The sequence below is a fragment of the Pantoea sp. T14 genome (assembly GCF_036663535.1).
In the GTDB taxonomy this organism is placed as follows: domain Bacteria; phylum Pseudomonadota; class Gammaproteobacteria; order Enterobacterales; family Enterobacteriaceae; genus Pantoea; species Pantoea phytostimulans.
Map to the genome: position 1 here is coordinate 147,633 of NZ_JAWUEB010000024.1, position 26,663 is coordinate 174,295.

At 50.5% G+C, this 26,663-nt stretch carries 23 protein-coding genes; 14 read left to right on the top strand and 9 right to left on the bottom strand.

Going from position 1 to position 26,663, the window contains the following annotated elements; all coding sequences use genetic code 11:
• Positions 1–20 precede the first annotated feature (20 nt).
• Positions 21–1,670, top strand: coding sequence for a chaperonin GroEL (gene groL / locus SC127_RS11865; RefSeq protein WP_243078743.1), 1,650 nt, complete (start codon positions 21–23; stop codon positions 1,668–1,670).
• Positions 1,671–1,863: 193 nt separating this feature from the next.
• Complete coding sequence (locus SC127_RS11870) at positions 1,864–2,217, top strand: DUF4156 domain-containing protein (RefSeq protein ID WP_215847837.1); 354 nt, start codon at positions 1,864–1,866, stop codon at positions 2,215–2,217.
• Between the two features lie 55 nt (positions 2,218–2,272).
• On the opposite strand, the gene epmB is transcribed toward SC127_RS11870, so the two are convergent.
• On the bottom strand, positions 2,273–3,301 hold the full coding sequence (gene epmB, locus SC127_RS11875; protein ID WP_243078742.1) for an EF-P beta-lysylation protein EpmB: 1,029 nt from the start codon (positions 3,299–3,301) through the stop codon (positions 2,273–2,275).
• Between the two features lie 43 nt (positions 3,302–3,344).
• Here epmB and efp point away from each other — a divergent pair, with 43 nt between their 5' ends.
• From efp to SC127_RS11890, 3 genes are all read left to right on the top strand, one after another.
• On the top strand, positions 3,345–3,911 hold the full coding sequence (gene efp / locus SC127_RS11880) for an elongation factor P (RefSeq protein ID WP_215847836.1): 567 nt from the start codon (positions 3,345–3,347) through the stop codon (positions 3,909–3,911).
• A 54-nt stretch (positions 3,912–3,965) separates the two neighbouring features.
• The gene (locus SC127_RS11885) at positions 3,966–4,097 is read left to right on the top strand and encodes an entericidin A/B family lipoprotein (RefSeq protein WP_193405234.1); all 132 of its coding nucleotides are present in this window, start codon (positions 3,966–3,968) and stop codon (positions 4,095–4,097) included.
• A gap of 104 nt (positions 4,098–4,201) precedes the next feature.
• Positions 4,202–4,336 (top strand): entericidin A/B family lipoprotein, encoded by a 135-nt coding sequence (locus SC127_RS11890; protein ID WP_215847835.1) that lies wholly within the window; start codon positions 4,202–4,204, stop codon positions 4,334–4,336.
• A gap of 41 nt (positions 4,337–4,377) precedes the next feature.
• On the opposite strand, the gene SC127_RS11895 is transcribed toward SC127_RS11890, so the two are convergent.
• Positions 4,378–4,905 (bottom strand): lipocalin family protein, encoded by a 528-nt coding sequence (locus tag SC127_RS11895; RefSeq protein ID WP_332626598.1) that lies wholly within the window; start codon positions 4,903–4,905, stop codon positions 4,378–4,380.
• A 134-nt stretch (positions 4,906–5,039) separates the two neighbouring features.
• Between SC127_RS11895 and epmA the strand changes: the two genes are divergently transcribed.
• Positions 5,040–6,017, top strand: coding sequence for an elongation factor P--(R)-beta-lysine ligase (epmA, locus tag SC127_RS11900; RefSeq protein ID WP_215847833.1), 978 nt, complete (start codon positions 5,040–5,042; stop codon positions 6,015–6,017).
• Positions 6,018–6,165: 148 nt separating this feature from the next.
• Here the strand turns inward: epmA and degS are convergent, their stop codons facing one another.
• From degS to zapG, 3 genes are all read right to left on the bottom strand, one after another.
• Positions 6,166–7,227, bottom strand: coding sequence for an outer membrane-stress sensor serine endopeptidase DegS (gene degS, locus SC127_RS11905; protein ID WP_215847832.1), 1,062 nt, complete (start codon positions 7,225–7,227; stop codon positions 6,166–6,168).
• A 143-nt stretch (positions 7,228–7,370) separates the two neighbouring features.
• Positions 7,371–8,744: a serine endoprotease DegQ gene (gene degQ / locus SC127_RS11910; protein WP_215847831.1), complete on the bottom strand. Its 1,374-nt coding sequence runs from the start codon at positions 8,742–8,744 to the stop codon at positions 7,371–7,373.
• 111 nt (positions 8,745–8,855) lie between these two features.
• Positions 8,856–9,257 carry a Z-ring associated protein ZapG gene (gene zapG / locus SC127_RS11915; RefSeq protein ID WP_215847830.1) on the bottom strand — a complete coding sequence of 134 codons (402 nt, stop codon included), beginning with the start codon at positions 9,255–9,257 and terminating at the stop codon, positions 8,856–8,858.
• Between the two features lie 177 nt (positions 9,258–9,434).
• Between zapG and zapE the strand changes: the two genes are divergently transcribed.
• From zapE to sspB, 5 genes are all read left to right on the top strand, one after another.
• Positions 9,435–10,562, top strand: a complete 1,128-nt coding sequence (gene zapE / locus SC127_RS11920) for a cell division protein ZapE (RefSeq protein WP_243078741.1) — start codon at positions 9,435–9,437, stop codon at positions 10,560–10,562.
• 228 nt (positions 10,563–10,790) lie between these two features.
• On the top strand, positions 10,791–11,219 hold the full coding sequence (gene rplM, locus SC127_RS11925) for a 50S ribosomal protein L13 (RefSeq protein WP_067427471.1): 429 nt from the start codon (positions 10,791–10,793) through the stop codon (positions 11,217–11,219).
• 15 nt (positions 11,220–11,234) lie between these two features.
• The gene (gene rpsI / locus SC127_RS11930; RefSeq protein ID WP_215847829.1) at positions 11,235–11,627 is read left to right on the top strand and encodes a 30S ribosomal protein S9; all 393 of its coding nucleotides are present in this window, start codon (positions 11,235–11,237) and stop codon (positions 11,625–11,627) included.
• A 331-nt stretch (positions 11,628–11,958) separates the two neighbouring features.
• Entirely contained in the window at positions 11,959–12,600 is a 642-nt protein-coding gene (gene sspA, locus SC127_RS11935; protein WP_215847828.1) for a stringent starvation protein SspA, read from the top strand.
• 3 nt (positions 12,601–12,603) lie between these two features.
• Complete coding sequence (gene sspB, locus SC127_RS11940; protein ID WP_332626604.1) at positions 12,604–13,089, top strand: ClpXP protease specificity-enhancing factor; 486 nt, start codon at positions 12,604–12,606, stop codon at positions 13,087–13,089.
• 135 nt (positions 13,090–13,224) lie between these two features.
• On the opposite strand, the gene SC127_RS11945 is transcribed toward sspB, so the two are convergent.
• A complete protein-coding gene (locus tag SC127_RS11945) occupies positions 13,225–14,982 on the bottom strand; it encodes a sulfite reductase subunit alpha (RefSeq protein ID WP_332626606.1) in 1,758 nt (585 codons plus the stop codon).
• On the opposite strand from SC127_RS11945, the gene SC127_RS11950 reads away from it, so the two are divergent.
• Entirely contained in the window at positions 14,981–15,109 is a 129-nt protein-coding gene (locus SC127_RS11950) for a hypothetical protein (RefSeq protein WP_332626607.1), read from the top strand. The two genes, SC127_RS11945 and SC127_RS11950, sit on opposite strands and share 2 nt — an antisense overlap.
• A 56-nt stretch (positions 15,110–15,165) precedes the next feature.
• Here SC127_RS11950 and SC127_RS11955 read toward each other — a convergent pair whose 3' ends face one another.
• Positions 15,166–20,697, bottom strand: a complete 5,532-nt coding sequence (locus tag SC127_RS11955) for a glutamate synthase-related protein (protein WP_332626609.1) — start codon at positions 20,695–20,697, stop codon at positions 15,166–15,168.
• A gap of 889 nt (positions 20,698–21,586) precedes the next feature.
• Here SC127_RS11955 and arcB point away from each other — a divergent pair.
• Positions 21,587–23,938 carry an aerobic respiration two-component sensor histidine kinase ArcB gene (gene arcB / locus SC127_RS11960; protein ID WP_332626611.1) on the top strand — a complete coding sequence of 784 codons (2,352 nt, stop codon included), beginning with the start codon at positions 21,587–21,589 and terminating at the stop codon, positions 23,936–23,938.
• 869 nt (positions 23,939–24,807) lie between these two features.
• Positions 24,808–25,527 carry a monofunctional biosynthetic peptidoglycan transglycosylase gene (mtgA, locus tag SC127_RS11965; RefSeq protein ID WP_215847824.1) on the top strand — a complete coding sequence of 240 codons (720 nt, stop codon included), beginning with the start codon at positions 24,808–24,810 and terminating at the stop codon, positions 25,525–25,527.
• On the opposite strand, the gene npr is transcribed toward mtgA, so the two are convergent.
• Together npr and rapZ are read right to left on the bottom strand one after the other, a co-directional pair.
• Positions 25,528–25,800, bottom strand: a complete 273-nt coding sequence (gene npr / locus SC127_RS11970) for a PTS phosphocarrier protein NPr (protein WP_243078735.1) — start codon at positions 25,798–25,800, stop codon at positions 25,528–25,530.
• The gene (gene rapZ / locus SC127_RS11975) at positions 25,797–26,651 is read right to left on the bottom strand and encodes an RNase adapter RapZ (RefSeq protein ID WP_010251920.1); all 855 of its coding nucleotides are present in this window, start codon (positions 26,649–26,651) and stop codon (positions 25,797–25,799) included. The genes npr and rapZ overlap by 4 nt, the downstream gene beginning before the upstream one ends.
• Positions 26,652–26,663 lie beyond the last annotated feature (12 nt).

The following is a 26,663-nucleotide window of genomic DNA, read 5'->3' on the forward strand; positions in this document are numbered from 1 at the left end:
GAATTTAAGGGATATTTGAAATGGCAGCTAAAGACGTAAAATTCGGTAATGACGCACGCGTAAAAATGCTGCGTGGCGTAAACGTACTGGCAGATGCAGTAAAAGTTACCTTGGGTCCAAAAGGCCGTAACGTAGTTCTGGATAAATCTTTTGGTGCACCTACCATCACTAAAGATGGTGTTTCTGTCGCACGTGAAATCGAACTGGAAGACAAGTTCGAAAACATGGGCGCGCAGATGGTGAAAGAAGTGGCCTCTAAAGCGAACGACGCTGCAGGCGACGGCACCACCACCGCAACCGTTCTGGCTCAGTCTATCGTTAACGAAGGCTTGAAAGCTGTGGCTGCGGGCATGAACCCAATGGATCTGAAGCGCGGCATCGACAAAGCGGTTATCGCTGCAGTTGAGAAGCTGAAAGAACTGTCTGTTCCTTGCTCTGATTCAAAAGCTATCGCACAGGTTGGTACCATTTCTGCTAACTCTGATGAAACCGTTGGCACCCTGATCGCTCAGGCGATGGAAAAAGTGGGTAAAGAAGGCGTTATCACCGTTGAAGAAGGCACCGGTCTGCAAGACGAGCTGGACGTGGTTGAAGGTATGCAGTTTGACCGCGGTTACCTCTCTCCGTACTTCATCAACAAGCCAGAAACAGGCGCCATTGAGCTGGAAACCCCGTTCATCCTGTTGGCTGATAAGAAAATCTCTAACATCCGCGAAATGCTGCCTGTGCTGGAAGCCGTTGCGAAAGCAGGCAAACCACTGCTGATCATCGCTGAAGATGTTGAAGGTGAAGCATTGGCAACGCTGGTGGTGAACACCATGCGCGGCATCGTTAAAGTGGCTGCGGTTAAAGCACCTGGCTTCGGCGATCGTCGTAAAGCCATGCTGCAGGATATTGCTATCCTGACCGGCGGTACCGTGATTTCTGAAGAGATCGGCATGGAGCTGGAAAAAACAGCTCTGGAAGATCTGGGTCAGGCAAAACGTGTTGTGATCAACAAAGACACCACCACCATCATCGATGGCGTGGGTGAAGAAGCGACCATTCAGAACCGCGTAACTCAGATTCGTCAGCAGATCGAAGAAGCAACGTCTGACTACGACAAAGAAAAACTGCAGGAGCGCGTAGCGAAACTGGCAGGCGGCGTGGCCGTACTGAAAGTGGGCGCAGCGACTGAAGTTGAAATGAAAGAGAAGAAAGCGCGCGTTGAAGATGCCCTGCATGCAACCCGTGCTGCGGTAGAAGAAGGCGTGGTTGCTGGTGGTGGTGTAGCGCTGGTTCGCGTTGCAGCACAGCTGGCTGATCTGCGTGGTCAGAACGAAGACCAGAACGTAGGTATCAAAGTTGCGCTGCGCGCAATGGAATCTCCACTGCGTCAGATCGTTTCTAACGCCGGTGAAGAGCCTTCTGTTGTCGCTAACAACGTTAAAGCAGGCGACGGTAACTACGGTTACAACGCGCAGACTGAGGAATATGGCAACATGATCGACTTCGGTATCCTGGACCCAACCAAAGTAACCCGTTCTGCTCTGCAGTACGCGGCTTCTGTTGCGGGCCTGATGATCACCACCGAATGTATGATCACTGATGCGCCTAAAGGCGATACCCCTGATTTAGGTGGTGGCGCTGGCGGTATGGGTGGCATGGGCGGTATGGGCGGCATGATGTAATTGCCGTTGACTGCTTAAGTCACGAAGCCCCCGATCGGAAACGGTCGGGGGTTTTTCTTTTTGTATGGAAAATAGTATAAGTAGTGGCGCAATAGTTGGGCTTAACGGGATTAGGGCAATGAATGTTCAGAAAAAAAGTGCGCTTTTCTGCTACGCTGCCACCCGACTCTGATGATAATAAATGGGGATTACAATGCGGATTAACCTCTTGCTCGGACTGGCGGCTGGCGCGTTACTGCTGGCGGGCTGCAGCAGCTCAACTCAACTCTCTTCTGGCGGCCAACGTGTAACATTTACCGATCAGCAGCCCGGCAACGAGTGTCAGCTTCTGGGTAACCTTACCGGCTCACAAAGCAACTGGCTGACCGGTGCGGGTGGCGAAACCAGCGCACTGCGTGGAGCAGCCAATGATTTGCGTAATCGCGCAGCAGAAATGGGTGGCAACGTTATTTACGGTGCAACCAGCCCAACACAAAATATCTTGTCTGCCTTTGCACCGCTCGACAGCAAAATGAGTGGTCAAGTCTATAAGTGCTCGCAAAGCTAAACCGCGTTTGATGCGAAAAGATTTTTCTACTGGCCGGATTTGACTCCGGCCATTTTTATTCCTGCTTGAGTTGCAGATCCAGCGGCGTTTTGCTCGGCTCGCCACCGATTTCACGTGCCAGCTTCGGCACCAAATACCCCGATACCAACGGTAAGAGATTGCGCACCAGCGCACGCGCTTCTTCATCAGAAACGAAGAAATGCGCCGCGCCCTGTACTTTGTCCAGTACGTGCAGGTAATAGGGCAGAATACCGGCGTCGAACAGCGCATTGCTTAAGGTTGCCAGCGTTTGCGCGTTGTCATTCACGCCGCGCAGTAACACGCTCTGATTCAACAGCGTGACGCCTGCGCGCTTCAGCTTGTGCATCGCATCACGCAGCGCATCGTCAATTTCCTGCGCATGGTTGATGTGCGTTACCAGCAGCACCTGTAACCGTGTTTCGCCCAGCAGCTGGCATAATACGTCAGTGATGCGCGCCGGAATCACCACCGGCAAGCGGCTGTGAATACGCAAGCGTCTGAGATGCGGAATTTTTTCCAGCTCGGCAATGAGCCATGCCAATTCATGATCTTTTGCCATCAACGGATCGCCGCCGGAGAAAATGATTTCATCCAGTTCCGGGTGGTCCGCGATATACTCCAGCGCCGCTTGCCAGTTGCGCTTGTTGCCTTGGTTATCCTGATAGGGGAAATGACGGCGAAAGCAGTAGCGACAGTTGACTGCGCAGCCGCCTTTTACCAATAAAAGTGCGCGGTTTTTATACTTATGCAGTAAACCGGGCACAACGTTATTTTGTTCATCCAGCGGATCGGTGCTATAACCTGGCGCATCAATGAATTCCTGACGACTGGTCAGTACCTGCAACAGCAGCGGATCCTGTTCATCGCCTTTTTTCATACGGGCAATGAACGCGCGGGGCACGCGCAGGGCGAAGAGGCGACGTGCATCTGCACCTTGCGCCAGCTCTGCATGCTGATCCAGGGCTAAAATTTGCAGTAATTCATTAGGTTCAGTGACAACATCAGCAAGTTGCTGCAACCAATCTTCTCTGGAAGGTGTATTTAGGGTTACAATGTGTGCCATTTTTTTGGCTAAGTACCAGTATCAATTTTCGTAGAGGGCCTTCATGGCGACTTATTCTAGCAACGATTTCCGTCCCGGTCTTAAAATCATGTTCGAAGGCGAACCATATGCCATCGAATCCAGTGAGTTCGTTAAACCGGGTAAAGGTCAGGCATTCGCACGCGTTAAAATGCGTCGCCTGCTGACGGGTTCTCGCGTTGAGAAAACTTTCAAATCCACCGACTCCGCTGAAGGCGCAGACGTAGTGGATACCAACCTGAACTATTTGTACAACGACGGTGAGTTTTATCACTTCATGCACCCGGAAAGCTTTGAGCAGTTCCAGGTTGAAGAGAAGACCGTTGCTGAAGCAGCGAAATGGCTGCAAGACAATGCTGAATGTATCGTTACGCTGTGGAACGGTCGTCCGATCGCTGTTCAGCCGCCGAACTTTATCGAAGCAGAAGTTATCGAAACCGATCCGGGCCTGAAAGGTGACACCGCAGGTACCGGCGGCAAGCCAGCTAAGCTTTCTACTGGCGCAGTGGTGAAAGTGCCATTGTTCGTTCAAGAAGGTGAAGTGGTTAAAGTTGACACCCGCTCTGGCGAATACGTGTCACGCGTTAAATAAGTACATAATCAGGCGCATCCATCGATGCGCCTTTTTCTTGTGTGAGTTGAGAAAATGAAAAAGCTGGCAAAATTTATCGCATTCGCGTTGCTGGTCTCCTCTGCGCTGAGCGCCTGCAACACTTTCCACGGTTTTGGTGAAGACGTTTCCCATTTAGGCGGAGCGATTTCGCGCGCAGCAAACTAATTTCCCGACTGTTTTCTTTTGTGGTACTGACAGCAGCAACGCGCTGAATTCCGGCTATGCTTAAATCGCTGTACTTTTACTGCAACCAAAAAAAGGAAATTAGTATGTTAAAGAAAAGTATTGTCACAATCTTCTCTGTATTGCTGCTCTCTTCATTGCTTTCGGCATGCAATACCACGCGTGGCGTTGGTGAAGATGTAGAAGCAGGCGGCCAGGCTATTCAAAACAGCACGAAGTAATTCTAACCGGTGCGAAACAGCGCGTTTCGTACCGGATTTTCTTAGCTACCTTGTTTCACCCAGATCAATTCCTCTACCGGGAAACCGGCCTGACGCGCCTGCTCAACCAATTTCTGTTTAACGGCTGGCTCAAGCTGAGGCGTTCGAGACAAAATCCATAAATAGTGACGATTCGGGCCGCATATCAGCGCATAACGGTATTCCGGGTCAAGCGCGATAACGTTATATCCGCCATAGAACGGGCCAAAGAAAGAGACTTTCAGCGCGGCTCGCTGCTTGTCGCCAGTAAAGTAGGCTTTACCTACACTTTCCTGCCAGCGCTGTTTCTGGGCGTTAAAGCCGCGGTTTACGACCTTCAAGCCGCCATCTTCTCGCGGGCTGTAGTTTGCTGTGACCTGCTCAAGCCCACGCTCGAACCGATGATTTAATCTGGCGATCTCATACCATTTACCGAGATAACGCTGACTATCAAAGTTTTCGATAACGGTAACATTCTTCGGCGGCGTGGTGCTGCAGGCTACAGAGAGAAAAGCGCTGAGGCTGGCGACGAGAGTTTTCCATGGTGACATGTGCGATTCCTTTGTGATTTAACTGCTTAAGTATAGAAGAGCTGCCGATATTTTTTCCCGCTTCGGCATGAGATTGTTTGCCGCAGGCAATGCGGGTAGACTTCCCTCCCTTATTTGTATCAGGAGTCATCACCATGAGCGAAACGGCAAGCTGGCAACCTAGCGCATCCATTGCCAATTTGTTGAAACGCGCCGCTATCTTAGCGGAAATACGGCGTTTCTTTGCCGATCGCGGCGTATTAGAAGTTGATACGCCTGCCATGAGCCAAGCCACGATTACCGATATCCATCTGGTGCCTTTCCAGACACGATTTGTCGGGCCCGGCGCGGCGCAAGGGCGCGATCTTTGGTTGATGACCAGCCCGGAATATCATATGAAACGCCTGCTGGCAGCGGGAAGCGGTCCGATCTACCAAATGAGCCGCAGCTTTCGTAATGAAGAAGCGGGACGCCATCACAATCCAGAATTCACCATGCTGGAGTGGTATCGCCCACACTATGATATGTACCGGCTGATGAATGAAGTTGACGACCTGATGCAGCAAGTGCTGGAGTGCGACAGCGCTGAATCACTTTCTTATCAGCAGGCGTTTATTCGTCATCTTGAAATCGATCCGCTTTCAGCCGATAAAGCGCAACTGCGTGAAGTTGCAGAGAAGCTGGGCGAGGGCGAATTAGCGCGTGCAGAAGACGATCGCGATACGCTGCTGATGCTGCTGTTTATGCTGGGCGTTGAGCCAAAAATCGGACAGGATAAACCCTGCTTTGTTTATCACTTCCCTGCCAGCCAGGCAGCATTAGCAGAAATCAGCACGGAAGATCACCGTGTAGCAGAGCGCTTCGAGGTTTATTACAAAGGCATTGAGCTGGCGAACGGTTTCCGTGAGCTGACCGACAGCCGTGAGCAGCGTCAGCGCTTCGAACAAGATAACCGCCGCCGTGCCGCGCGAGGCTTACCGCAACATCCTATCGATACCAATTTGTTAGACGCGTTGGCGCATGGTATGCCCGCTTGCTCTGGCGTTGCACTGGGTGTTGATCGATTAATTATGCTGGCTCTGAAAGCGCAGTCGCTGAATGAAGTGATCGCTTTTCCAGTCGATCGTTGCTAAAGGCTTTATCTCATGCGGCAATGCGCAGCTGTTCCCGATGCGATGCGCACTGAAAAAGGCAGGTAAAAACGCGGCTCCTACAAGGATGTAGGTGATTTGATATGTCATCCCTGACTTATCATTGAATTGGGAGCGACAGATAACAACGTTACTGGCTGTTGTCTGGGAATTCCTGAATGGTCACCGGTAGCGTTAATTTCTGATCGTTACGTAAAACCTGCACGTCTATTACTGAACCCGGGCGAATCTCCGCCACCTGATCCATGGTTTCCTGTGCGGAAATGGCCGGTTTATTATTCACACTCAACAACACATCATTGACCTGAATGCCGCCTTTGTCTGCCGGCCCATCTGGCGTCACCACGCTGACAATAATGCCTTGTACGCGATCCAGATTGCTGCCCTGACCATGTAGCGGCGGCAATTCACGGCCTGTAATCCCGATATAACCACGAATCACACGACCATCGCGGATCAGTTTATCCATGATTTTTGACGCCAACGCGGTGGGAATGGCGAAACCAATCCCTTCCGGCGTTTCACCATCGTTACTTTTGTCGAACGTTAAGGTATTAATGCCCATTAACTCGCCCAGCGAATTAATCAGTGCGCCGCCGGAGTTACCTTGGTTGATTGAGGCATCCGTTTGCAGAAAGTTTTGCCGCCCGGATGAACTCAAGCCCACGCGTCCGGTTGCGCTGATAATGCCTTGGGTCACGGTTTGACCGAGATTGTAGGGGTTACCAATCGCCATCACCACGTCGCCAATGTGCGCAATACGTTGCGAATTAATTGGAATTACCGGCAGGCCGGAAGCGGTAATTTTTAGCACCGCTAAATCGGTCATTGCATCGGAACCTACCAAGGTGGCTTCGAAAAAACGGCCATCTTGTAACGCGACAATAATTTGATCCGCGTTATTGATAACGTGTTTATTGGTGAGGATGTAGCCTTTTGCGTTCATGATTACGCCAGAACCCAGCGTAGTAATGCCACGATTGTTATTACCGTGCGCGCTGCGGTTATAAACATTCACTACCGCAGGCACGGCGCGGCGCACCCCTTGATTGAAACTAAAGGGTGTTTCGTCATTGCTGTTATCTTGGATGTGCAGGGCTTCGCTGCCCATGCGCAGTGCAGGCAAGGCCGCAAGTAAAATACCCGCAACAATCAGGCCCAACACAACCGAACGCAAAAGTTTAAGAAACATGGTGTTAAATCACGCCAGGGGAGATCGCTGGGGAGAATAACATGAGTGCGGCGGACACACACGTGCTTGTGTCCGCCGCAGTAGAGGGTTTATCTATCTCGACAGGCCGGTTTGTCTTAAAAGCGACTTACCTTAAAAGCCGCTTATCTTAAAAGCAGATAGATATTTTCATCGCCACGTACCACATTCAGAGCCAGTACTGGCGGTTTACCTTCCAGTACCTTGCGCATTTCTGCGATAGATTGCGTGCGATTGCGGTTAACGCCAACAATCACATCCTCTTTCTGCAGGCCAACCTGCTCGGCAGGCGTACCTTTTTCGATGGTATCGACTTTAACGCCTTTATCACCGGTTTTGGTCTGGCCGTCGCTCAACGTAGCGCCTTGTAAGGCTGGCGACATCAGTTGTGCGCTGGCGGTACTCTGCGCGCTTTGCTCAAGCGTTACGTTAACCGTAATTGGCTTGCCTTCACGCAGCAGTCCTAACTTCACCTGTTCGCCCGGTGCGGTGGTGCCAATTTTGACGCGCAATTCAGCGAAGCTGGTAATCGGTTTATCATTCACTGAAGTGATGATATCCCCAGATTTAAGCCCCGCTTTCTGCGCTGCTGACTGCGGCAGCACTTCAGAAACAAAGGCACCGCGTTGTGCATCAACGTTAAATGCTTTCGCCATATCGGCGGTCATTTCTGTGCCTTTGATGCCTAACTGGCCGCGCTTCACTTCACCGAATTTGATCAGCTGCTGCGCCAGATTCATCGCCATGTCGCTTGGAATCGCGAAACCAATACCGATATTGCCACCGCTTGATGCCAAAATAGCGGTGTTGATACCGATCAGTTCACCATTGAGATTGACCAGCGCGCCGCCAGAGTTGCCGCGGTTAATGGCTGCGTCGGTTTGGATAAAGTTCTCCAGCCCTTCAAGGTTTAAGCCGCTACGGCCCAGCGCAGAAATAATCCCGGAGGTTGCGGTTTGACCAAGGCCAAACGGGTTGCCAATGGCCACGGCAAAATCACCCACTTTGAGCTGATCTGAGTCGGCAATTTTCACCTGCGTCAGATTTTTTGCTCCTTCGATCTGGATGAGTGCAATATCAGTCTGCTCATCATGGCCGATCAGCTTGGCGTCATATTCGCTGCCATCGCCCAGTTGGACATTGATCTTGTCTGCGCCATTCACCACGTGATTGTTCGTTAGCACGTAGCCTTTTGCGGCATCAATAATCACACCCGAACCCAGTCCTTCAAACGGCTGCGGCTGATTATTGCCACCCGGCATCTGGCCAAAGAAACGTTTTAACGGTTCGGGAATCTCCTGCGTTTGTGCAGCAGATTCAGTGCCTTCAACATGAACGCTAACCACAGCAGGCAACACTTTTTCCAGCATTGGGGCCAGGCTTGGAAGCGGCTGACCTTGGATTTGTGCTGGCAGCGTCGCCATCGCGCCAGGCGCGGCGGCAAGACTCATCCCAATACTCAAGGCTAATGCGCTAAACAGTCGTGCTTGTTTTTTCATTGCTACAACGCTCTCGCTGCAAAAAGTGGGGGGGAATAAAAGAGTGTGACAGTCGTTTGAGGCCAGGGTTCGTAAAAACAAAGGGCGCAGACTCGCTGCGCCCCAAAATGATTAATCGCGTGCTGCTCGTTCGCCACGCAACAGGCCGGAAGCACCTTCCGAATAATCACGCGGCATCTGAACAGGCGCTTGATCATTATCGGCTTCCGCTTCAGTCAGCTGATAAGCAAAAGGGTTTTTCTCGCCTGGCAGATTTGGCAGCAGGTCATTGGAGCCTTTTGCCATGTGTTGATACAGCTGGCGGTAATCGCGCGCCATATTATCCAGTAACTCCGCGCTTTGAGCGAAGTGGTTGGTTAGCTCTTCGCGGTAGTCCGAAAGCTCCGCTTTGGTCTTTTCCAGTTCGTACTGCATGCTGCGTTGCTCACGCAATTTTTTGTTGCCAAAACGCATTGCAACCGCGCCGACAATAATGCCTACCACTAAACCAATTAGCCCGTATTCCCAGGTCATAATGACTCCCGTGTAATTTCCGTTGTTCCGTAGGGCATTGCACCTTTCCATAATAGTCACTATACCCGTTAATCTTATGGATGTGGAACTCTGGAGCGGCATCGCTTAGTGTAGAGTGGCCTTTTTTTCGACAACTGCTGTGTGAATAAGACAAATTTCAGGGACTGTGAGAGAACAATGCAAACTTCATCTCCGCTTGCACGCTATGAGCAAGCGTTATCGCAAGGCGAGTTTAAGCCCGATGATGTCCAACGCGACGCTATCACTCGATTAGACGTGCTCCAGCAAGGATTAATAGCACGTAAGAATAGCGCTGCGCCATCTGCTCAGGGCCTGTTTGGCCGCCTGTCAAAACTGATAGGTAAAGAGAAAAGTGAAGTGCAACCGCCGGTACGAGGTCTGTATATGTGGGGCGGCGTGGGGCGCGGTAAAACCTGGGTCATGGATTTGTTTTTTCAGTCTATTCCTGGCGATCGCAAACTGCGTTTGCACTTCCACCGATTTATGTTGCGGGTACATGAAGAATTAACGGCCCTGCAAGGCCAAAGCGATCCGTTACTTATCATCGCCGATCGTTTCAAAGCTGAAACCGATATCCTCTGCTTCGACGAGTTTTTTGTTTCCGATATTACCGATGCCATGCTGCTGGGTACGTTGATGGAAGCGCTGTTTGAGCGCGGCATTGCATTGGTTGCCACCTCTAACATCCCGCCTGACAATCTATATCGTAATGGCCTGCAACGTGCCCGTTTCCTGCCCGCTATTGAGCAGATCAAAAAGCATTGCGACGTGATGAATGTGGATGCGGGTATCGATTATCGCTTGCGCACCTTAACGTCCGCGCATTTGTGGAAGTTCCCCTTGAATGACCAAACCCACAAAGAGATGGAACAGATGTTCCTGGCGTTGTCGGGCAGCAAACGGGAAGCGGCGCCGGTCCTGGAAATCAACCATCGCAGTATGGCAACGTTGGGCGTTAGCGAAGGCGTATTAGCTATCGATTTCCTGACGCTATGTGGCGAAGGGCGTAGCCAACATGACTACATTGAGTTGTCGCGCCGTTTTCACAGTGTGTTGCTGTATGATGTGCCGGTGATGATCTATAAAACCGAAGATCAGGCGCGCCGCTTTCTGGCGCTGGTCGATGAATTTTATGAGCGCCATGTCAAATTAGTGGTTGCGGCAGAAGCCTCGCTGTTTGAAATCTACCAAGGTTCACGTCTGAAGTTTGAGTATCAGCGTTGCCTGTCGCGATTGCAGGAAATGCAGAGCGAGGAATATCTTCGCCTTAAGCATCTGCCTTGAGCAATAAAGTGGGGAAATGGTGAAATAGGGTTCGATTTTTGTAATCGACTTCTCTATAATCTTGCGACCCCACGTTACAGCAAAGGATTTTTTTCCCAAATCCTCTGTGTTCCAGTAACTCTATCCGAAGGGGTGGCTTGCTGGTCAAAATGGTCGTGTGAGCCTCAATCGTTTACTTAAGCGTTTGGGATTTCACCAACGTGTAACTTAATTTGGGTAAGCTTTTCGATGAAAACTTTTACAGCTAAACCAGAAACCGTCCAACGTGACTGGTATGTTGTTGACGCAACTGGCAAAACTTTGGGTCGCCTGGCGACTGAACTGGCCAGCCGTCTACGTGGTAAGCATAAAGCGGAATACACTCCGCACGTTGATACCGGTGATTACATCATTGTTCTGAACGCAGAAAAAGTTGCTGTAACCGGCAACAAGCGTTCTGACAAGATCTACTATCACCACACTGGTCACATCGGTGGTATCAAACAGGCGACCTTTGAAGAGATGATTGCTCGCCGTCCTGAGCGTGTGATTGAGATCGCGGTTAAAGGCATGCTGCCGAAGGGCCCGTTGGGTCGTGCTATGTACCGTAAACTGAAAGTTTACGCAGGCAACGAGCACAACCATGCGGCACAGCAACCGCAAGTTCTTGACATTTAATCGGGATTAAAGGCAATGGCTGAAACTCAAAACTACGGCACTGGTCGCCGCAAAAGCTCATCCGCACGCGTCTTCATCAAGCCGGGTAGCGGTAACATCGTAATTAACCAACGCTCTTTGGAGCAATACTTCGGCCGCGAAACTGCACGCATGGTTGTGCGTCAGCCGCTGGAGCTGGTTGATATGGTTGGTAAATTCGATCTGTACATCACTGTTAAAGGTGGTGGTATTTCTGGTCAGGCAGGTGCGATCCGTCATGGTATCACCCGCGCTCTGATGGAATACGACGATTCTCTGCGTGCTGAACTGCGTAAAGCGGGCTTTGTTACCCGTGATGCGCGTCAGGTTGAACGTAAGAAAGTCGGTCTGCGTAAAGCACGCCGTCGTCCACAGTTCTCCAAGCGTTAATTGTTTGTTGCTTCGGCAACGTCAATTGGCTCAAAAAACCCGCTTCGGCGGGTTTTTTATTTTTGGGCTTTTTTCATCAAATAGTGTCTAAAACGCCCACGCTGCTCGCAAAATACCCTCAAAAATTCATTCCTCGCCCACAAGCTGCCTAAAATCTGGTAAACTCTGTGTCACTTTGCGCCCGCTGAGCCGGCGCGTTATGCGCTTTCCCCTCGGTCGGGACGTCAGTCGACGCTGCTAACGCGGGCTGCGTGCGAGATCTATAAGCAGGTGAGTCGCCGAGTGGTTGGCTATTCGCAGTAACTTTTTGTGAACAAACTTGGAGGTTTTCATGGCTGTCGCTGCCAACAAACGTTCGGTAATGACGCTGTTTTCTGGTCCTACTGACATTTTCAGCCATCAGGTACGTATTGTCCTGGCGGAGAAGGGTGTCAGCGTAGAGATCGAGCAGGTCGAAATGGATAACCTGCCGCAGGATCTGATTGACCTCAACCCGTATCGCACCGTGCCGACGCTGGTAGATCGTGAACTGACGCTTTATGAATCACGTATCATCATGGAATATCTTGATGAGCGTTTTCCACATCCACCGTTGATGCCGGTTTATCCGGTTGCGCGTGGTGAAAGCCGCCTGATGATGCATCGCATCGAGCAGGACTGGTACAGCCTGATGAGAAAGGTTGAGAACAGCAGCGGTCAGGAAGCTGAAGCAGCACGTAAGCAGTTGCGTGAAGAGTTGCTGGCCATTGCACCGTTGTTTGGTCGTACGCCGTTCTTCATGAGCGAGGAGTTCAGCCTGGTTGATTGCTACCTGGCTCCTTTGCTGTGGCGTTTACCTTCAATGGGTATCGATCTGATTGGTTCAGGTTCTAAAGATCTGAAAGGCTACATGAATCGCGTATTTGAGCGTGACTCTTTCCTTGCTTCATTGACTGAAGCCGAACGTGAAATGCGCCTGCAAGTCCGGGGCTAATTTATGGAAATGTCGCAACTCACTGCACGTCGTCCCTATCTGTTACGTGCTTTCTATGATTGGTTGCTCGATAACCAGTTAACGCCGCATTTGGTGGTCGACATCAATTTGCCCGGTGTGCAGGTTCCGTTAGAGTATGCGCGTGATGGACAGATTGTCTTGAACATCGCGCCGCGTGCAGTCGGTAACTTGGATCTGGCCAATGATCAGGTGTCATTTAATGCACGTTTTGGTGGCGTTCCACGTCAGGTAAACGTGCCAATGGTGGCAATTCTGGCAATCTATGCCCGTGAAAACGGCGCAGGCACCATGTTCGAACCTGAACCCGCTTACGAACATTCCGCACCGGAAGAGTCAGAAGCGCAGGAAGAGACTGTGATGTCAGTGATTGATGGTGATCGTCCTGATGATGCCAGCGATAATGAAACGCCGCCTGATGATGAGCCGCCGCCGCGTGGTGGCAGACCTTCACTGCGTGTAGTGAAGTAAGCAAAGCAATATGATAAATGCCTGTCACTCGCTGATGGGCTTTTTTTTGCGCTAAAGATAATAATAACGGCAAAAAAAATCCGGGAACGCGCACGTTACCCGGATTTTTTTATTCGCTAGTCATCGCGGTGACGATTAATAAACGTCACGCAGATAGCGCTTCTCTTTCTTCAACTGATCGATGTAATCAGCGGCACGCTCGCTGGAAAGTCCGCCATATTGACGAACGATTTCATACAGCGCACTGTCCACATCTTTGGCCATGCGCGAAGCATCGCCACATACGTAGAAGTAAGCACCTTCCTGCAGCCAGGCGTATAACTCTGCACCTTGCTCTAACATACGGCTTTGCACATAGACTTTTTTGTCTTGATCGCGAGAAAACGCCAGATCAAGACGAGTCAGTAAGCCGCTTTCCTGCCATGCCGTCAGCTCATCACGATAAATAAAGTCATGTTCCTGATGCTGATCGCCGAAGAATAACCAGTTTTTACCCTGGGCACCGGCAACCTGACGTTCCTGCAGGAAAGCACGGAACGGCGCGATACCGGTACCTGGACCCACCATGATCAGCGGCGCATTAGTATTCGACGGTACGCGAAACGCTTTGTTAGGCGAAATGAAGATAGCTGGCTTTTCACCACGACGGACGCGTTCGGCCAGGTAGGTTGAGCAAACACCGCTGCGATTACGTCCACCGCTGTGATAACGCACAGAAGCTATCGTTAAGTGCACCTGATTCGGATGCGCTTTGGAGCTGGAGGAGATGGAATAGGCGCGATGCTGTAAAGGGCGCAGCAAGGCAACAAATTCTGATACTGACAGCGAACGTGTCAGTTCAAGTTGCAGCAGATCTAATGTGTCCTTGCCCCACAACCAAACGCCCAGCGCATCTTTGTCATCATGTTGCAGTACGTGGCGCAGTTCCTGGTTAGTGGTATTTTGTCCTACCCACTCAATGAGTTTGCGCGACGGCTCTGAAATCTCAAATTGATAAGTCAGCAGATCGCCCAAGCTTCTGTCGAAGCCGGAAACAGGCGTTTGGTAATCCGCATTTAACTGCGTTAACAGCAGGCTAACCAGTGAAGGTTCGTTTACAGGAATCACACCCAGCGCATCGCCCGCTTCATATTTCAGGCCGCTGTCGGTCAAATCAAACTCGAAGTGACGGATGTCCTTAGCGGATTGTTCGCCTGACAGACGCTTATTGGTAACCAGCGCGGCGGCATACGGGTTGGATTTATTGCTACCTGGAATGACCGGTGCTTCTGGTGCGCTATCCAGCACGGTACCGCTGCTGCCAGCACTTGACGCAAACTGCGGCATTGAGCTGTTTAACCACGCGTTAGAGGGCTCTTCGTAGTCGATGTCACAATCAATACGATCATAGACACGCTTCGCACCCAGCTGCTCAAGACGCATATCAATAAATTTACCGGCCTGGCAGAAACCATCGTAGCCAGTATCGCCAATGGCCAACACGGCAAAATGCATCTGCTCCAGACGCGGCGCGGTGCTGGCAGAAATTGCATTCCAAAACAGCTGTGCGTTATCTGGCATCTCACCTTCACCATAAGTGGAGGTAACAATCAGCACGTGACGCATTGTCGCGAACACATCGAGATCGACTTCACCCAATGCCTGAACCACCGGCACCAAACCTTTAGCGCGTGCAGATTTAGCTGCAGTTTGTGCCAGCGCTTCTGCATTACCGGTTTGGGAACCGTACAGAACATGCAGCTGAGTTGTCGCGGCTGCACCAGTACCCGCTGCGACCTGCTGTTTATCTTCTAACACTAACAGACGGGAGTGGAGACCGGCGAGAAAGCCCGCCAGCCAATACTTCTGGTCGCCATTAAATGGCGCATCTTCAGGAATGTAAGGAATTTTCATGGATACTTTTACTCAATCCCGTTCTTACCCATCCTATTTCGTGTTGCAGAAGTGTGGGCTGCGTCGTTTCCCCAGTTACAACATGATTGCTGTTGCTGGGGATTCGTCGTTAGCCAACTGCCTGTAACACAAACTATTTAAGGCAATTATTAATGTTCATATTCGTTTTCGTCAGTGTTGCTGTTAGGACAGTTTCCCGACAGCAGCAGCAATTTCTGGCAAAGCAGCGCGTGCGAACAGCTCTTCGAAATCAGGCAGATGACCTAACACCTCACGGTTGCAGGCGTCCTGATACATGATCCAGCCATAGGTTGCCAGGCTGTCCATTGAGCGAATGTTGCGTTGCGTCAGCGCAGCCTTGTAATCCGTCATACGTTTAGTGCCGATCAGGCTAGCCAGCTCATCGTCGGTGTAGCTCTCAATCGCCGCACGTGCGTGGCGTTGAAGTTTGCTGATCAACGAGAAGTCTTCAGTCATCAACAGGTTACGTACCGCTTTCTCTACCGCAGGATCTTCCACAGAAGTGCCTTTAGGTAATTTACCCAGCGCCAGCTGTTGTGCAAAGCTCAACACGGTGTAGTTGTTCAGCAGTACGAACATTTCCAGCGTATCGGTTGCGCCATAAGCCGGCACCGCGCCATTAGCGATAGTTTTGCCTTCACGCCAGGCTGATTTGAACTTAGCAACCTGATGTCCAGCCAGCGCAGTTGATAACTCTTCCAGCAAATCTTTACGTGATTTCGCCTTCAGGATTTCGCCACCATCTTGATACAGCAGCAGTGAGCGCGGCATCACGTAAACAAAGTGGTGACACTCTGTTTCCCAATTCTCTAACAGCCAGGCAGCGCGTGGTGAGTGGGTCGCTTCCAAATGCCAGTTCAGCATCGTCAGCACCGCTTGCTTGTGCGTTTGCGCCATCTCGTCCTGATCGGCGATAGAACCGAACAGTACTGAGTCACCTGCGGCATGGCTGGCGAGTGATCCATACGGGTCATACTGGTAAGCAAAACCGCCGCTCATGCCGTTGCCGAAGCCTGTACCAAATGTACCCAGGTTCAGGATTGCGCCATTAGTCATGTATTCGCAACAGAAGTCACCCACACCTTCAACTACTGCGGTTGCGCCTGAATTACGTACGGCAAAACGGTCACCCGCCTGACCTTGAACAAACAGGCGTCCACCCGTTGCGCCAAACAGCGCAAAGTTACCGATCAGCACGTTACCATCGCTGTCTTGTGCGCCGCCGCCCGGAGACATTACCACCAGCTCGCCACCACATTGACCTTTACCAACACCATCATTACAGGTGCCGTAATGCTTTATTTGCATACCGTCATTGCAGAAGGCGCCGAAAGATTGGCCCGCAGAACCAGAAGTGCTGATCTTCACCGTTTCAGGTGCCAGATAGCGACGACCACGATCATCCTGCAACACCGCTGGCATTGCGCTCAATTGCTCAGCCGTCAGTTGATGATTGAGCTTGCGTTCAATATCAATCGCTAGCTGGCCGCCGACACTCTTGTTGCGGTTGTTCAACGTGATGTTATTGCCCAACGAAATGTCATTTTTGCCTTGAGTAACCAGTTCAGTGTTCAGCTGCTCAATCCAGGCATCATCCAGTTCGAAATCTTTTTCCAGATACACGGGACGATCGATTTTCAGCTCGGGCACCACGGTTAACATGGCGCGGAAATCGAGTTTACCGACTTCCAATGGGTGATCCATTAAGTGCAGCAGATCAGAGCGTCCACGTGCTTCACGCAGCGAATGCAGGCCCATGCGCGCCAGGATTTCACGCACCTCATGCGCAACGTTCATGAAATACTGTGCCAGCTGACGGGGATCGCCATCAAAGGCTTCGGCATTAGTGGTTAAACCTGCCGGGCACTTAACGTTACAGTTTTTCGCCATCACACATTTCAACATCATCAGTGCGGTGGTACCAAATTCAAAGCTGTCGCCACCCAGCAGCGCCGATTTCACGACATCGCTGCCGGTCTGCTGTGCGCCAGAGCAACGCAGCAAGACTTTCTCACGCAGGCCGTTAGCACAGAGCGCCTGATGTACTTCCGCGATGCCGATTTCCGCCACGCGTCCAGTGTATTTCAGACTGGTAACGGAAGCTGCGCCGGTGCCGCCAGTATTCCCTGCAACGTTGATAACGTCTGCGCCTGCTTTCGCTACGCCAACCGCAATCGTACCGATGCCTTCCGATGAAACCAGTTTAACGATGACGCGAACGCGAGCGGCTTTACAGTCGTGGATCAGCTGCGCTAAATCCTCGATAGAATAGGTGTCGTGGTGAGGTGGCGGTGAAACCAGCTCGACACCCGGCGTACCGCCACGGGCTGCTGCGATTTCCACGGTGACTTTAGGCGCAGGTAACTGACCCCCTTCGCCTGGCTTCGCACCTTGGCCAATTTTGATCTCCAGCTCTTCCAGCATCGGGTCAGCTAAATAAGCCGCCCATACGCCAAAACGGCCCGAGGCCAGCTGTTTGATACGTGATGCACGGATGGTGCCGTGGCGTGAATAGTGTTCACCACCTTCACCGCAGTTGCTCATGCCGCCAACCATATTGGTGCCGTGTGCAACCGCTTCATGGGCCGGAGCGACCAGCGCGCCGTGGCTCATCGCACCGGAAGCAAAGGTGCGGGTGATTTCACAGGCTGGCTGGATTTCGTTCAGTGGCAGTGAAGGCAGCGTGGTGAAAATCCGTGACAGATAATCTGCGGCCTTGCCATAAGCGGTGACATTCAAGCCATTGCTCACCACTTCGGTGCTTTCAATTTCATCATTGAAGCGTGATTTCAACGCACGTGATAGCGCTGCGAGGCGTTCGCTTTCCGGCTTCAGGCCGTTGATCGCATCCGTTAAACGCAGCGTAAAGTGGTTAAGGCTGCCGTCAACGGCTTCACAGACCAAACCACGTATAGCAAAACCGTTGTTGGTCAACGAGTAACGTCCCAGCTTACGACGGAATTCTGCTTCACTGTCGATGTGCGTCAAATCCGCCGGAAAGGCCAGAATATCGCGCAGTGCAGCTGGACGACGCTTACGTTCTTCATACATCAGACTAGAGAACTGACGATAATCTGAAGTGATGGCGAAGTTGTTGATCACTTCATTTGGGATACGCTCAAAGCTGCTGTCCTTAAAGGATTCCGCTTTGATTCCAAACGCGTTATCCAGCTTGGCCAGCGTCATCAAACGGATGAAGTTATCTTCTTCACGCGCTTTGTCGGCAAAGCGAATAGGCTCTTCAGTCATGTCGATAAAGGTGCGAACAGCGATGGTGCCATAAGAGTGACCGGCACCTTCAGCACGCTCTTTAAACAGGCCAAGCAATGGCACTTCGGACTCGCCCTGAATTTTCAGGGCGCTCTGATGCCAGTCAACCGCCATCTGCGCGATAGTGGCAAAACCTGCGCCACCGACCGGGGTGCGGATATTTGGAAAATATTTTTTCAGTACTGGATCGTCAGTATTAAGGAAGTTCGGCTCAAAGAACTCACCGCAGCTGTAACTTTCTACGGTGCACAGGCCAACTTTACCCATGGTTTTCATCAGCGCTTTTTCGGCCGCTTTGGCATAGCGTTTAAACGCTTTATTGCCTTCTTCACCTTCGCCATATTTCTCTTCGGCACGCATCTGCACGCCAAGCGGATAAATAGCGGAAGCACCAAAGCCCAAGGCTGCCGCGATATGGTGTGAAGAGATGCTCTGGCCACTTTCAACCACCAGCGAAACATCAAGACGCAAACCTTCCTGCACCAGACGCTGATTGATAGCAGAAACCAGCAGCAGCATTGGAATCGCAGCTTGAGTTGAAGAGATGTGGCGATCGGTAAGCACCGCAATGCCGCCTTGGGTGCGGGCAAAATCAACGACCTGTTGCGCCAAATCGTCAATGGCTTTTTCTAGCGCATTGGCATTTGCTGTGCGGCTCAGCAGATCTTTGCCAACGACTGGCTCGTACAGCATCTCAAAGCGTGCGTAAGGTGCAACGTCTTGCTCACGCAACTGCAGCATATCGAGATGGCTAAGAATCGGCGTTGGCACGATGATTTGGCGGCCTTTGCTGCGGCCCAGATGCGGTTTCGCACCCAGCGCTACGCGCAGCGTCATGCCATCTACTTCACGGATCGAGTCCAGCGGCGGGTTAGTAACCTGCGCAAAACGTTGAGAGAAGTAGTGCGCCATCCCACCTTCATGATCGGATAAGCCGTTAATGGCGTTGCCGTAACCCATCGCGGAGATTTTCTCTGCGCCGGTTGCCAGCATGGGATCCATCATGAATTTGAAGCTTTCTTGGTTGTAATAGTACGCCACGAAGCGTTGATAGGCTTTCAGGTCGCCACGATAGCGCAGCGGCGAGCCTTGCTGCTCTGCTGGGATCACCGGCAGATCTTGCAGATCGACACGGGCTGTAGCCAGCAGGGCAGAATAATCTTTTTCAGCTGCCAGTTTTTCCAGCGCCTGATGCGTGGTGTAGCTGCGTTTTTCGCGATGATCGAAATAGAGCATACCGCCTGCTTCGATACGGCCGCGACGCAGAACACTTTCCGGTGGGAAAGCAATTTGGCCCGCTTCGGACATCGCGCCAATATAATCTACTGTTTCAACAGAACGCAGTGGACGCAGGCCAAGACGGTCGAGGCGTGCACCGATGACTTCACCATTACCAAAAATCAACGCAGCCGGGCCATCGTTCTTCTCTTCATACAGCGAGAAGTACTCCAGCATGTCACGCACCTCATTGGATAAGGAGGTGTCGTTTTCCCAGGCTGGCGGCATCATGGAAACAACGGCGGTGATCAGATCGAGGCTGTCTTCCATCAAGCGGCTGTGAATACTTTGGTCGAGACGCGAGCTGTCGGATTGGCCTTTTGGACGCACAATCTTCTTACCCCGCGCCAGCGCCAGAGCCGACTCCGCAATGCGGTTTTTACGGTCGGTGTTTAACTCGCCGTTATGCGCCATCAGGCGGAACGGCTGCGCCATGGTGGTATGCGGATCGGTATTGGTAGAGAAACGGGTATGGAAGAATAATCCACGTACCTGATGATCGGGATCGGTCAGGTCTTTGAAGTAAGGAATCACTTCGTTTGAGTTCAGACGCGCCTTGAATACCTGCGTCCGTGATGAGAGCGAAAGGGGATAAAGCCCACCAAACTCGCTTTCAGTAAAGGCACGCGCTTCGATAGCCAGCAGGGCGCGATAGATGCGTTGTTCAAAGTCGTTTTGATCGACGACATCCTGCGGTGCAGTGAAAATCCACTGCACAATCGGTAACTGGAATTGCACAGCGGCCGGACGCGTCACGCTGCTGTCTAGCGGCATGTCACGTTTCATGATGATAGACAGGCCAAAGCTGTTCAACGCTTCTTCTACCAGACGTTCAGCATTTGCACGCAGCTCGGCATCTTTTGGCACAAAGAAGTTACCGACGCCAAAACGGCCCGCTTCCAGCGCCTGGCCCGTAATCTTACGGAAGAAGTGCAATGAAAGGTCAACGTTTACCCCAGCACCGTCACCGACGCCTTCAGCCGACATGCCCCCGCGGTGAGGTACAGTACAAAGGGCGCTGTGCGCCATCTGCAGGATCTCATGGGTCTGCTCGCCGTCCTTACGCGTAATGAAACCTACACCACAGCTATCACTCCCTGCTGCTGGGTCATACAAGCCATAGGGATTAGGTTTTTTATTGGACATTGAGGGTCTCCTTAAACTGCTTTAGACATTACCTGCATTATTTCAAACACTAAGCGCCAATGAGCGCAGTTTCATTTTCATTGCCACACGCTGTCGAGCGGGCATTATTGCTCCGAGCAGTTCACTCCAGACAGGTTTAAAACGTCCTTGATTGAGCTGCTCTTAGATTTCCGGTCTCTTAAAGGAGATGACTTACACCACGCGGGAGTCTTCTGATTGCATAGATATGCCGAGACACTGGCCCGTCAGGAAAGCTTTCAGCGGATTTCCAACTTATCGGGAAAGCGGAAACAGGTCAAATAACGATACTTGTCAGGGTTATTTGAGTCTTTTCGTCATTAAATACATGATTTTAAAGTATTAAACAGCTAAATTTATCGCTGTTAGCCGGTACGTTAATGGCCCATAAATGTGAACTGTCTCACTGTGGTGCAGCGATCAAATCTCTGCACCATGCTGGTGATAGGGTCTTTAACAGCATGAAATGCTGTTACGGCCATTTCATGCACAGGATGTATCTGTTTTTCTTATATGGGTATATTTGAATGAAATATGGCGATGTTATAAGTAAAATTAATTAAGCCGAATATGCTTAAAACAGTGCTTAAGATGAATGAGTATGCAAATAGATAAGTAAGCCTGTGCAACAGAACGCTGCCAGGATATTGAAAAAGGGGAATGCTAATCGGTCGCCATCGTTCAGGCGGCCCTACAGATTATTCAGTTAGCACAATTAGTCAAGGGTTTTAAGCTTAATGTCATAAACGTCGGCGATTGATGCGGCTGATGCACCAAAATAGAGCAATCACGTCTTTAACCCGCTGATGCATGACGCCGCCAGAAGCGTAATTACGCTATCATGTGCCTGTTTCTCTTTCAGGGAGTCTTTATGAAACAAATTCGCCTGCTGGCGCAATATTACGTTGATTTGATGGTTAAGCTTGGCTTGATACGCTTTTCGCTGCTTTTGGCCTCAGCGCTGGTGGTATTGGCGATGATTGTCCAAATGGCAGTCACGATGGTGCTGCGTGGGCATGTCGAAAGTATCGACATGGTGCGATCGGTATTTTTTGGCCTGCTCATTACACCTTGGGCGGTCTATTTCTTATCGGTGGTGGTCGATCAACTGGAAGAATCCCGGCAGCGACTGGCACGGCTGGTTGATAAACTGGAAGAGATGCGTACCCGCGATCTTGAACTCAATCAGCAGATGAAAGAGACCATTTCACAGCTGAATCAAGAGATCGCTGACCGTAAAAAAGCTGAACTGGCGCGCGAGCAGGTTATGGATAAGCTGCGTGAAGAAGTGGCGCGACGTGAGCAGGCACAAATTGAGCTTGAGCAACAATCCTCCTTCCTGCGTTCTTTCCTGGATGCCTCTCCCGATTTGGTTTTTTACCGCAATATTGATAAGCAATTTTCTGGCTGTAATCGGGCAATGGAATTGTTAACCGGAAAAAGCGAGAAGCAGCTGATTGGTCTGACGCCACGCGATATTTATGATGACGATGCGGCGACAAAAGTGCTGGAAACCGATGAGAAGGTCTTCCGTCATAATGTTTCTCTGACTTACGAACAATGGCTGCAATATCCTGATGGTCGCAAGGCCTGTTTTGAAATTCGAAAAGTGCCTTATTATGACCGCGTAGGTAAGCGTAGTGGGCTAATGGGTTTTGGACGCGATATAACGGAGCGTAAGCGCTACCAGGACGCTTTAGAGAACGCCAGCCGGGAGAAGACGACCTTTATCTCTACGATCAGCCACGAGCTGCGCACGCCGCTTAATGGCATTGTCGGTCTCAGCCGCATTTTGCTGGATACCGATCTCAATCAAGAACAGCTCAAATACCTCAAAACCATCCATGTTTCCGCCATCACGCTCGGCAATATCTTCAACGATGTTATTGAAGTCGACAAAATTGAGCGGCGCAAAGTACAACTTGATAATCAGCCGATCGACTTCACCAGTTTCCTTGCCGATTTAGAAAATCTTTCTGGCTTGCTGGCTCAGCCAAAGGGGCTGAAGTTTGTCATGGCGCCGCAGTTGCCTTTACCGCATAAAATTGCCACTGATGGCACGCGTCTGCGCCAAATTCTTTGGAACCTTATTGGTAATGCCGTGAAGTTTACCCAACAAGGTGAAATTGTCGTGCGCGTTGCTTACGAGCAGGATGAAACGTTGCGCTTCGAGGTTCAGGATTCTGGCTTAGGTATTCGCCAGGAAGAGCAGGACAAGATTTTTGCGATGTATTATCAGGTGAAAGATCAGCATGGCGGTAAACCTGCAACCGGTACCGGTATTGGTCTGGCCGTTTCACGTCGGCTGGCACAGGCAATGGGCGGGGATATCACCGTTAGCAGCGCACCAGGCCAAGGTTCTTGCTTTACCGTGAAGATCAAAGCGCCGCGTGTCGCTGAAGAGGTGGAAGATGATGGCGTTGATGACAACATGCCGCTGCCTGCGTTACACGTATTGCTGGTTGAGGATATTGAGCTCAACGTAATTGTCGCGCGTTCGGTCCTTGAGAAATTAGGCTGTAGCGTTGAAGTAGCCATGACGGGCGGCGAGGCGCTGGCCATGTTTGATCCACTGGAATTTGATTTAGTCCTGCTGGATATCCAACTACCTGACATGACCGGCCTGGACGTTTCACGCGCCATTCATCAGCGTTATCAAAACAGCGACCTGCCGCCGCTGGTCGCGCTCACCGCCAATGTGCTCAAAGACAAGAAAGAATATTTCGATGCCGGTATGGATGATGTGCTGAGCAAACCGTTGGCCGTACCCGCGTTAACGGCAATCATCAAAAAGTTCTGGGATTATCAAACCGAGACTGATGAAGAAGAAACCGAATCCGCGCAAGAGACAACGCTTACGCTGCTTGATGTGCCGATGCTTGAGCAATATATCGAGCTGGTTGGCCCAAGCTTGATCACGCAAAGCCTCGACATGTTCGAAAAAATGATGCCGGGATATGTAGATATTTTAGAGTCCAATTTGATGGCGCGCGACCAGAAAGGTATTGCTGAAGAAGGGCATAAAATTAAAGGTGCGGCGGGTTCGGTGGGTTTACAGCATTTACAGATGCTGGCGAAGCAGATTCAAAGCCCTGAGCTTCCTGCATGGTGGGATAACGTGGCTGAGTGGATTGAAGAGCTGAAACATGAATGGCGTCATGATGTACAGGTGCTACGCGAATGGGTAGCTGAGAAAGAAAAGCAGATCGCTAGAAAAAAATGACCCCAGCCGAGGCCGGGGTGCGCGAATACTGCGCCAACACCAGGGAAAAAGGCGCTGCTGCTATGCTTAGAGTATTTGAGCGCAACAGCGTGGTATTGGTTAACACTGTCATCACCTTAGCAAATTCATCTTAACTTGTGACAAGATTCATTAAAATGTGTGATGTTGAGCAGCGTTTAAATACAGAAAACATTAATTTGGCAACACAGTCAAGTAAGGAATTAATTTCTGCGATGCATTGCTTTATTTTTAACCAGATGTGGGGTTTTTTGCACGCTTTTGCGTCACTTGAGAAGCTTAAAAGAAAAAGCCAAACGGCAATTTAACGCTCACACAGCAAATTGGGATATTTTCTTAGTTAAGTTTATAAAAAATAAAGCTAAATGTTTCATCGGGCATGGGTTATCCAAAACGTTTTGGAAACCTTAAAGAGAAATTTCCAGTTAAAGGTTCTACCAATTGATTTCCGTCTAACGTTAGGTGAAAACTTTAACTTTTTTTGTTTAAAGTAAAAGGATTAAAGATCGGAATTTGCACATTCTTTAGAATTTATCGATCAATCAATGAAGAGTAACGAACTAATCATTTTGCGATAGTTAAGTGTAGTGAAACATTTATGATGGCGTATATCACAAATTGTTAAGTGTTTTTTTGAAAAAAGTCTAACTGAAGCAGGGTAATGGAACCGATTCCTTTTTGCTGGAAGTGCTTGAAGTAACTGGATCTGTTAACGCTGATTTGCAATTTTACTGCGTAATCTGTCTGTAAAATAACCCGTATGGTTTGGCTTTATTGCCTGATAAATCCATTTTAAGCCTGTGATTTCTACAGCAATTGATTAATGCCTAAAACAAGTAAGAGAAGATTGCATGAGTAAGTATAAAGGAAGCCTCGGACAACGTATTAAGCGCATTGTTGTCCGCATGCTGTTGGCATGGTTAGGGATTTGGGTAGCAGGCATTGTGCTTTTTTCGTTTTTGCCGGTTCCTTTTTCCGCCGTCATGGTTGAGCGACAACTGGTCGCCTGGATAAATGGCCGGTTCGATTATGTGGCGCATTCGGATTGGGTAGGGCACGACGAAATCTCACCATGGATGGCATTAGCCGTGATTGCATCAGAAGATCAAAAATTTCCGGTGCACTGGGGATTTGATGTAGCAGCTATAGAGTCTGTGTTGGATAACAGCAATGAAAAAATGCGCGGTGCATCTACACTGTCACAGCAAACGGCCAAAAATCTGTTTCTGTGGGATGGACGCAGTTGGGTGCGTAAAGGTCTGGAAGCCGGTTTGACCGTGGGAATTGAAACCGTGTGGACCAAACGCCGCATTCTGACGGTTTACCTGAATATTGCTGAGTTTGGGGACGGAGTCTTTGGCGTTGAAGCGGCATCGCAGCGTTTCTTTCATAAACCTGCCAGCCGCCTCAGTATGTCGGAAGCCGCGCTGCTGGCTGCTGTGCTGCCTAATCCTATTCGTTTTCGTGCCGATGCGCCTTCAGGTTATATCCGGCAACGTCAGCAATGGATCATGCGGCAAATGCGCCAGCTGGGCGGCGAGGGATTCCTGCAACGCAATAAGCTGGATTAATCAGTCTTCGTCAAAACCTGCATCAAACAGCTCAATGACAGCAGCTAGCGCCTGAATTTCTTCCGGGCCGCTGGCTTCAATTTCGATATGGCCGCCTTTGGCAGAGTCCAGCATCAGTAACGCAATAACGCTACTGGCTTCGGCTTCAGTACCCGCTTCATTGCGTAATAGTACTTCTGCGTCAAAACTTTGTACCAACTCAAACAGCTTCATTGCCGGGCGCGCATGCATGCCCAGCTTATTTTTGATTTCTACAGTTTGTTTGACGGTCATGATTTGCGTTTTTCCAACGTACGATGACGAGACTGTACATTTTTACCGCGGGAGCGGAAATAATCTGCTAGCTGTTCAGCAATATAAACTGAACGGTGTTTTCCCCCGGTACAACCGATGGCTACGGTTAGGTAACTGCGGTTGTTGGTTTCCAGCATCGGTAGCCACAATTCAAGATAGCTACGCGTCTGATAGATAAAGTTGTGCACTTCAGTGTGGCGATCCAAAAAAGCCGCTACCGGACGGTCAAGACCGGTCATCGGACGTAATTTGGGATCCCAATGCGGGTTCGGTAAGAACCGAACATCAAAGACATAATCAGCATCTATCGGAATACCATGCTTGAAGCCAAACGACTCAAATACCATGGTCAGTTCGCGTTCGCGCTTGCCCAGCAGACGGGTACGCAGCATTTCAGCCAGTTCATGCACGGACATTTCTGACGTATCGATAATTAAATCGGCACGCGAGCGTAGCGGCTCCAGCAGATCGCTCTCTTCGTCAATGGCACTTTCCAGCGACAAGTTTTTGCTGGAAAGAGGGTGCAAACGACGCGTATCGCTGTAGCGGCGAATCAACGTATTACGATCAGCGTCGAGAAACAGCAGCTGCGGTGAAAACGTATCAGGCAGATTATTCAGAGCGGTTTCGAAGATTTCCGGCGATTCTGGCATGTTACGCACATCAATGCTGACAGCAGCGGAGATGTTGCGTTCTGCCAACGAGTTTGCTAACTCCGGCAGCAAGACCACCGGCAGATTATCGACGCAGTAAAACCCCATGTCTTCCAGTGCGCGCAACGCCACTGATTTTCCTGAGCCTGACCGACCGCTAACGATCATCAGCACCATGACCTTCTCTCC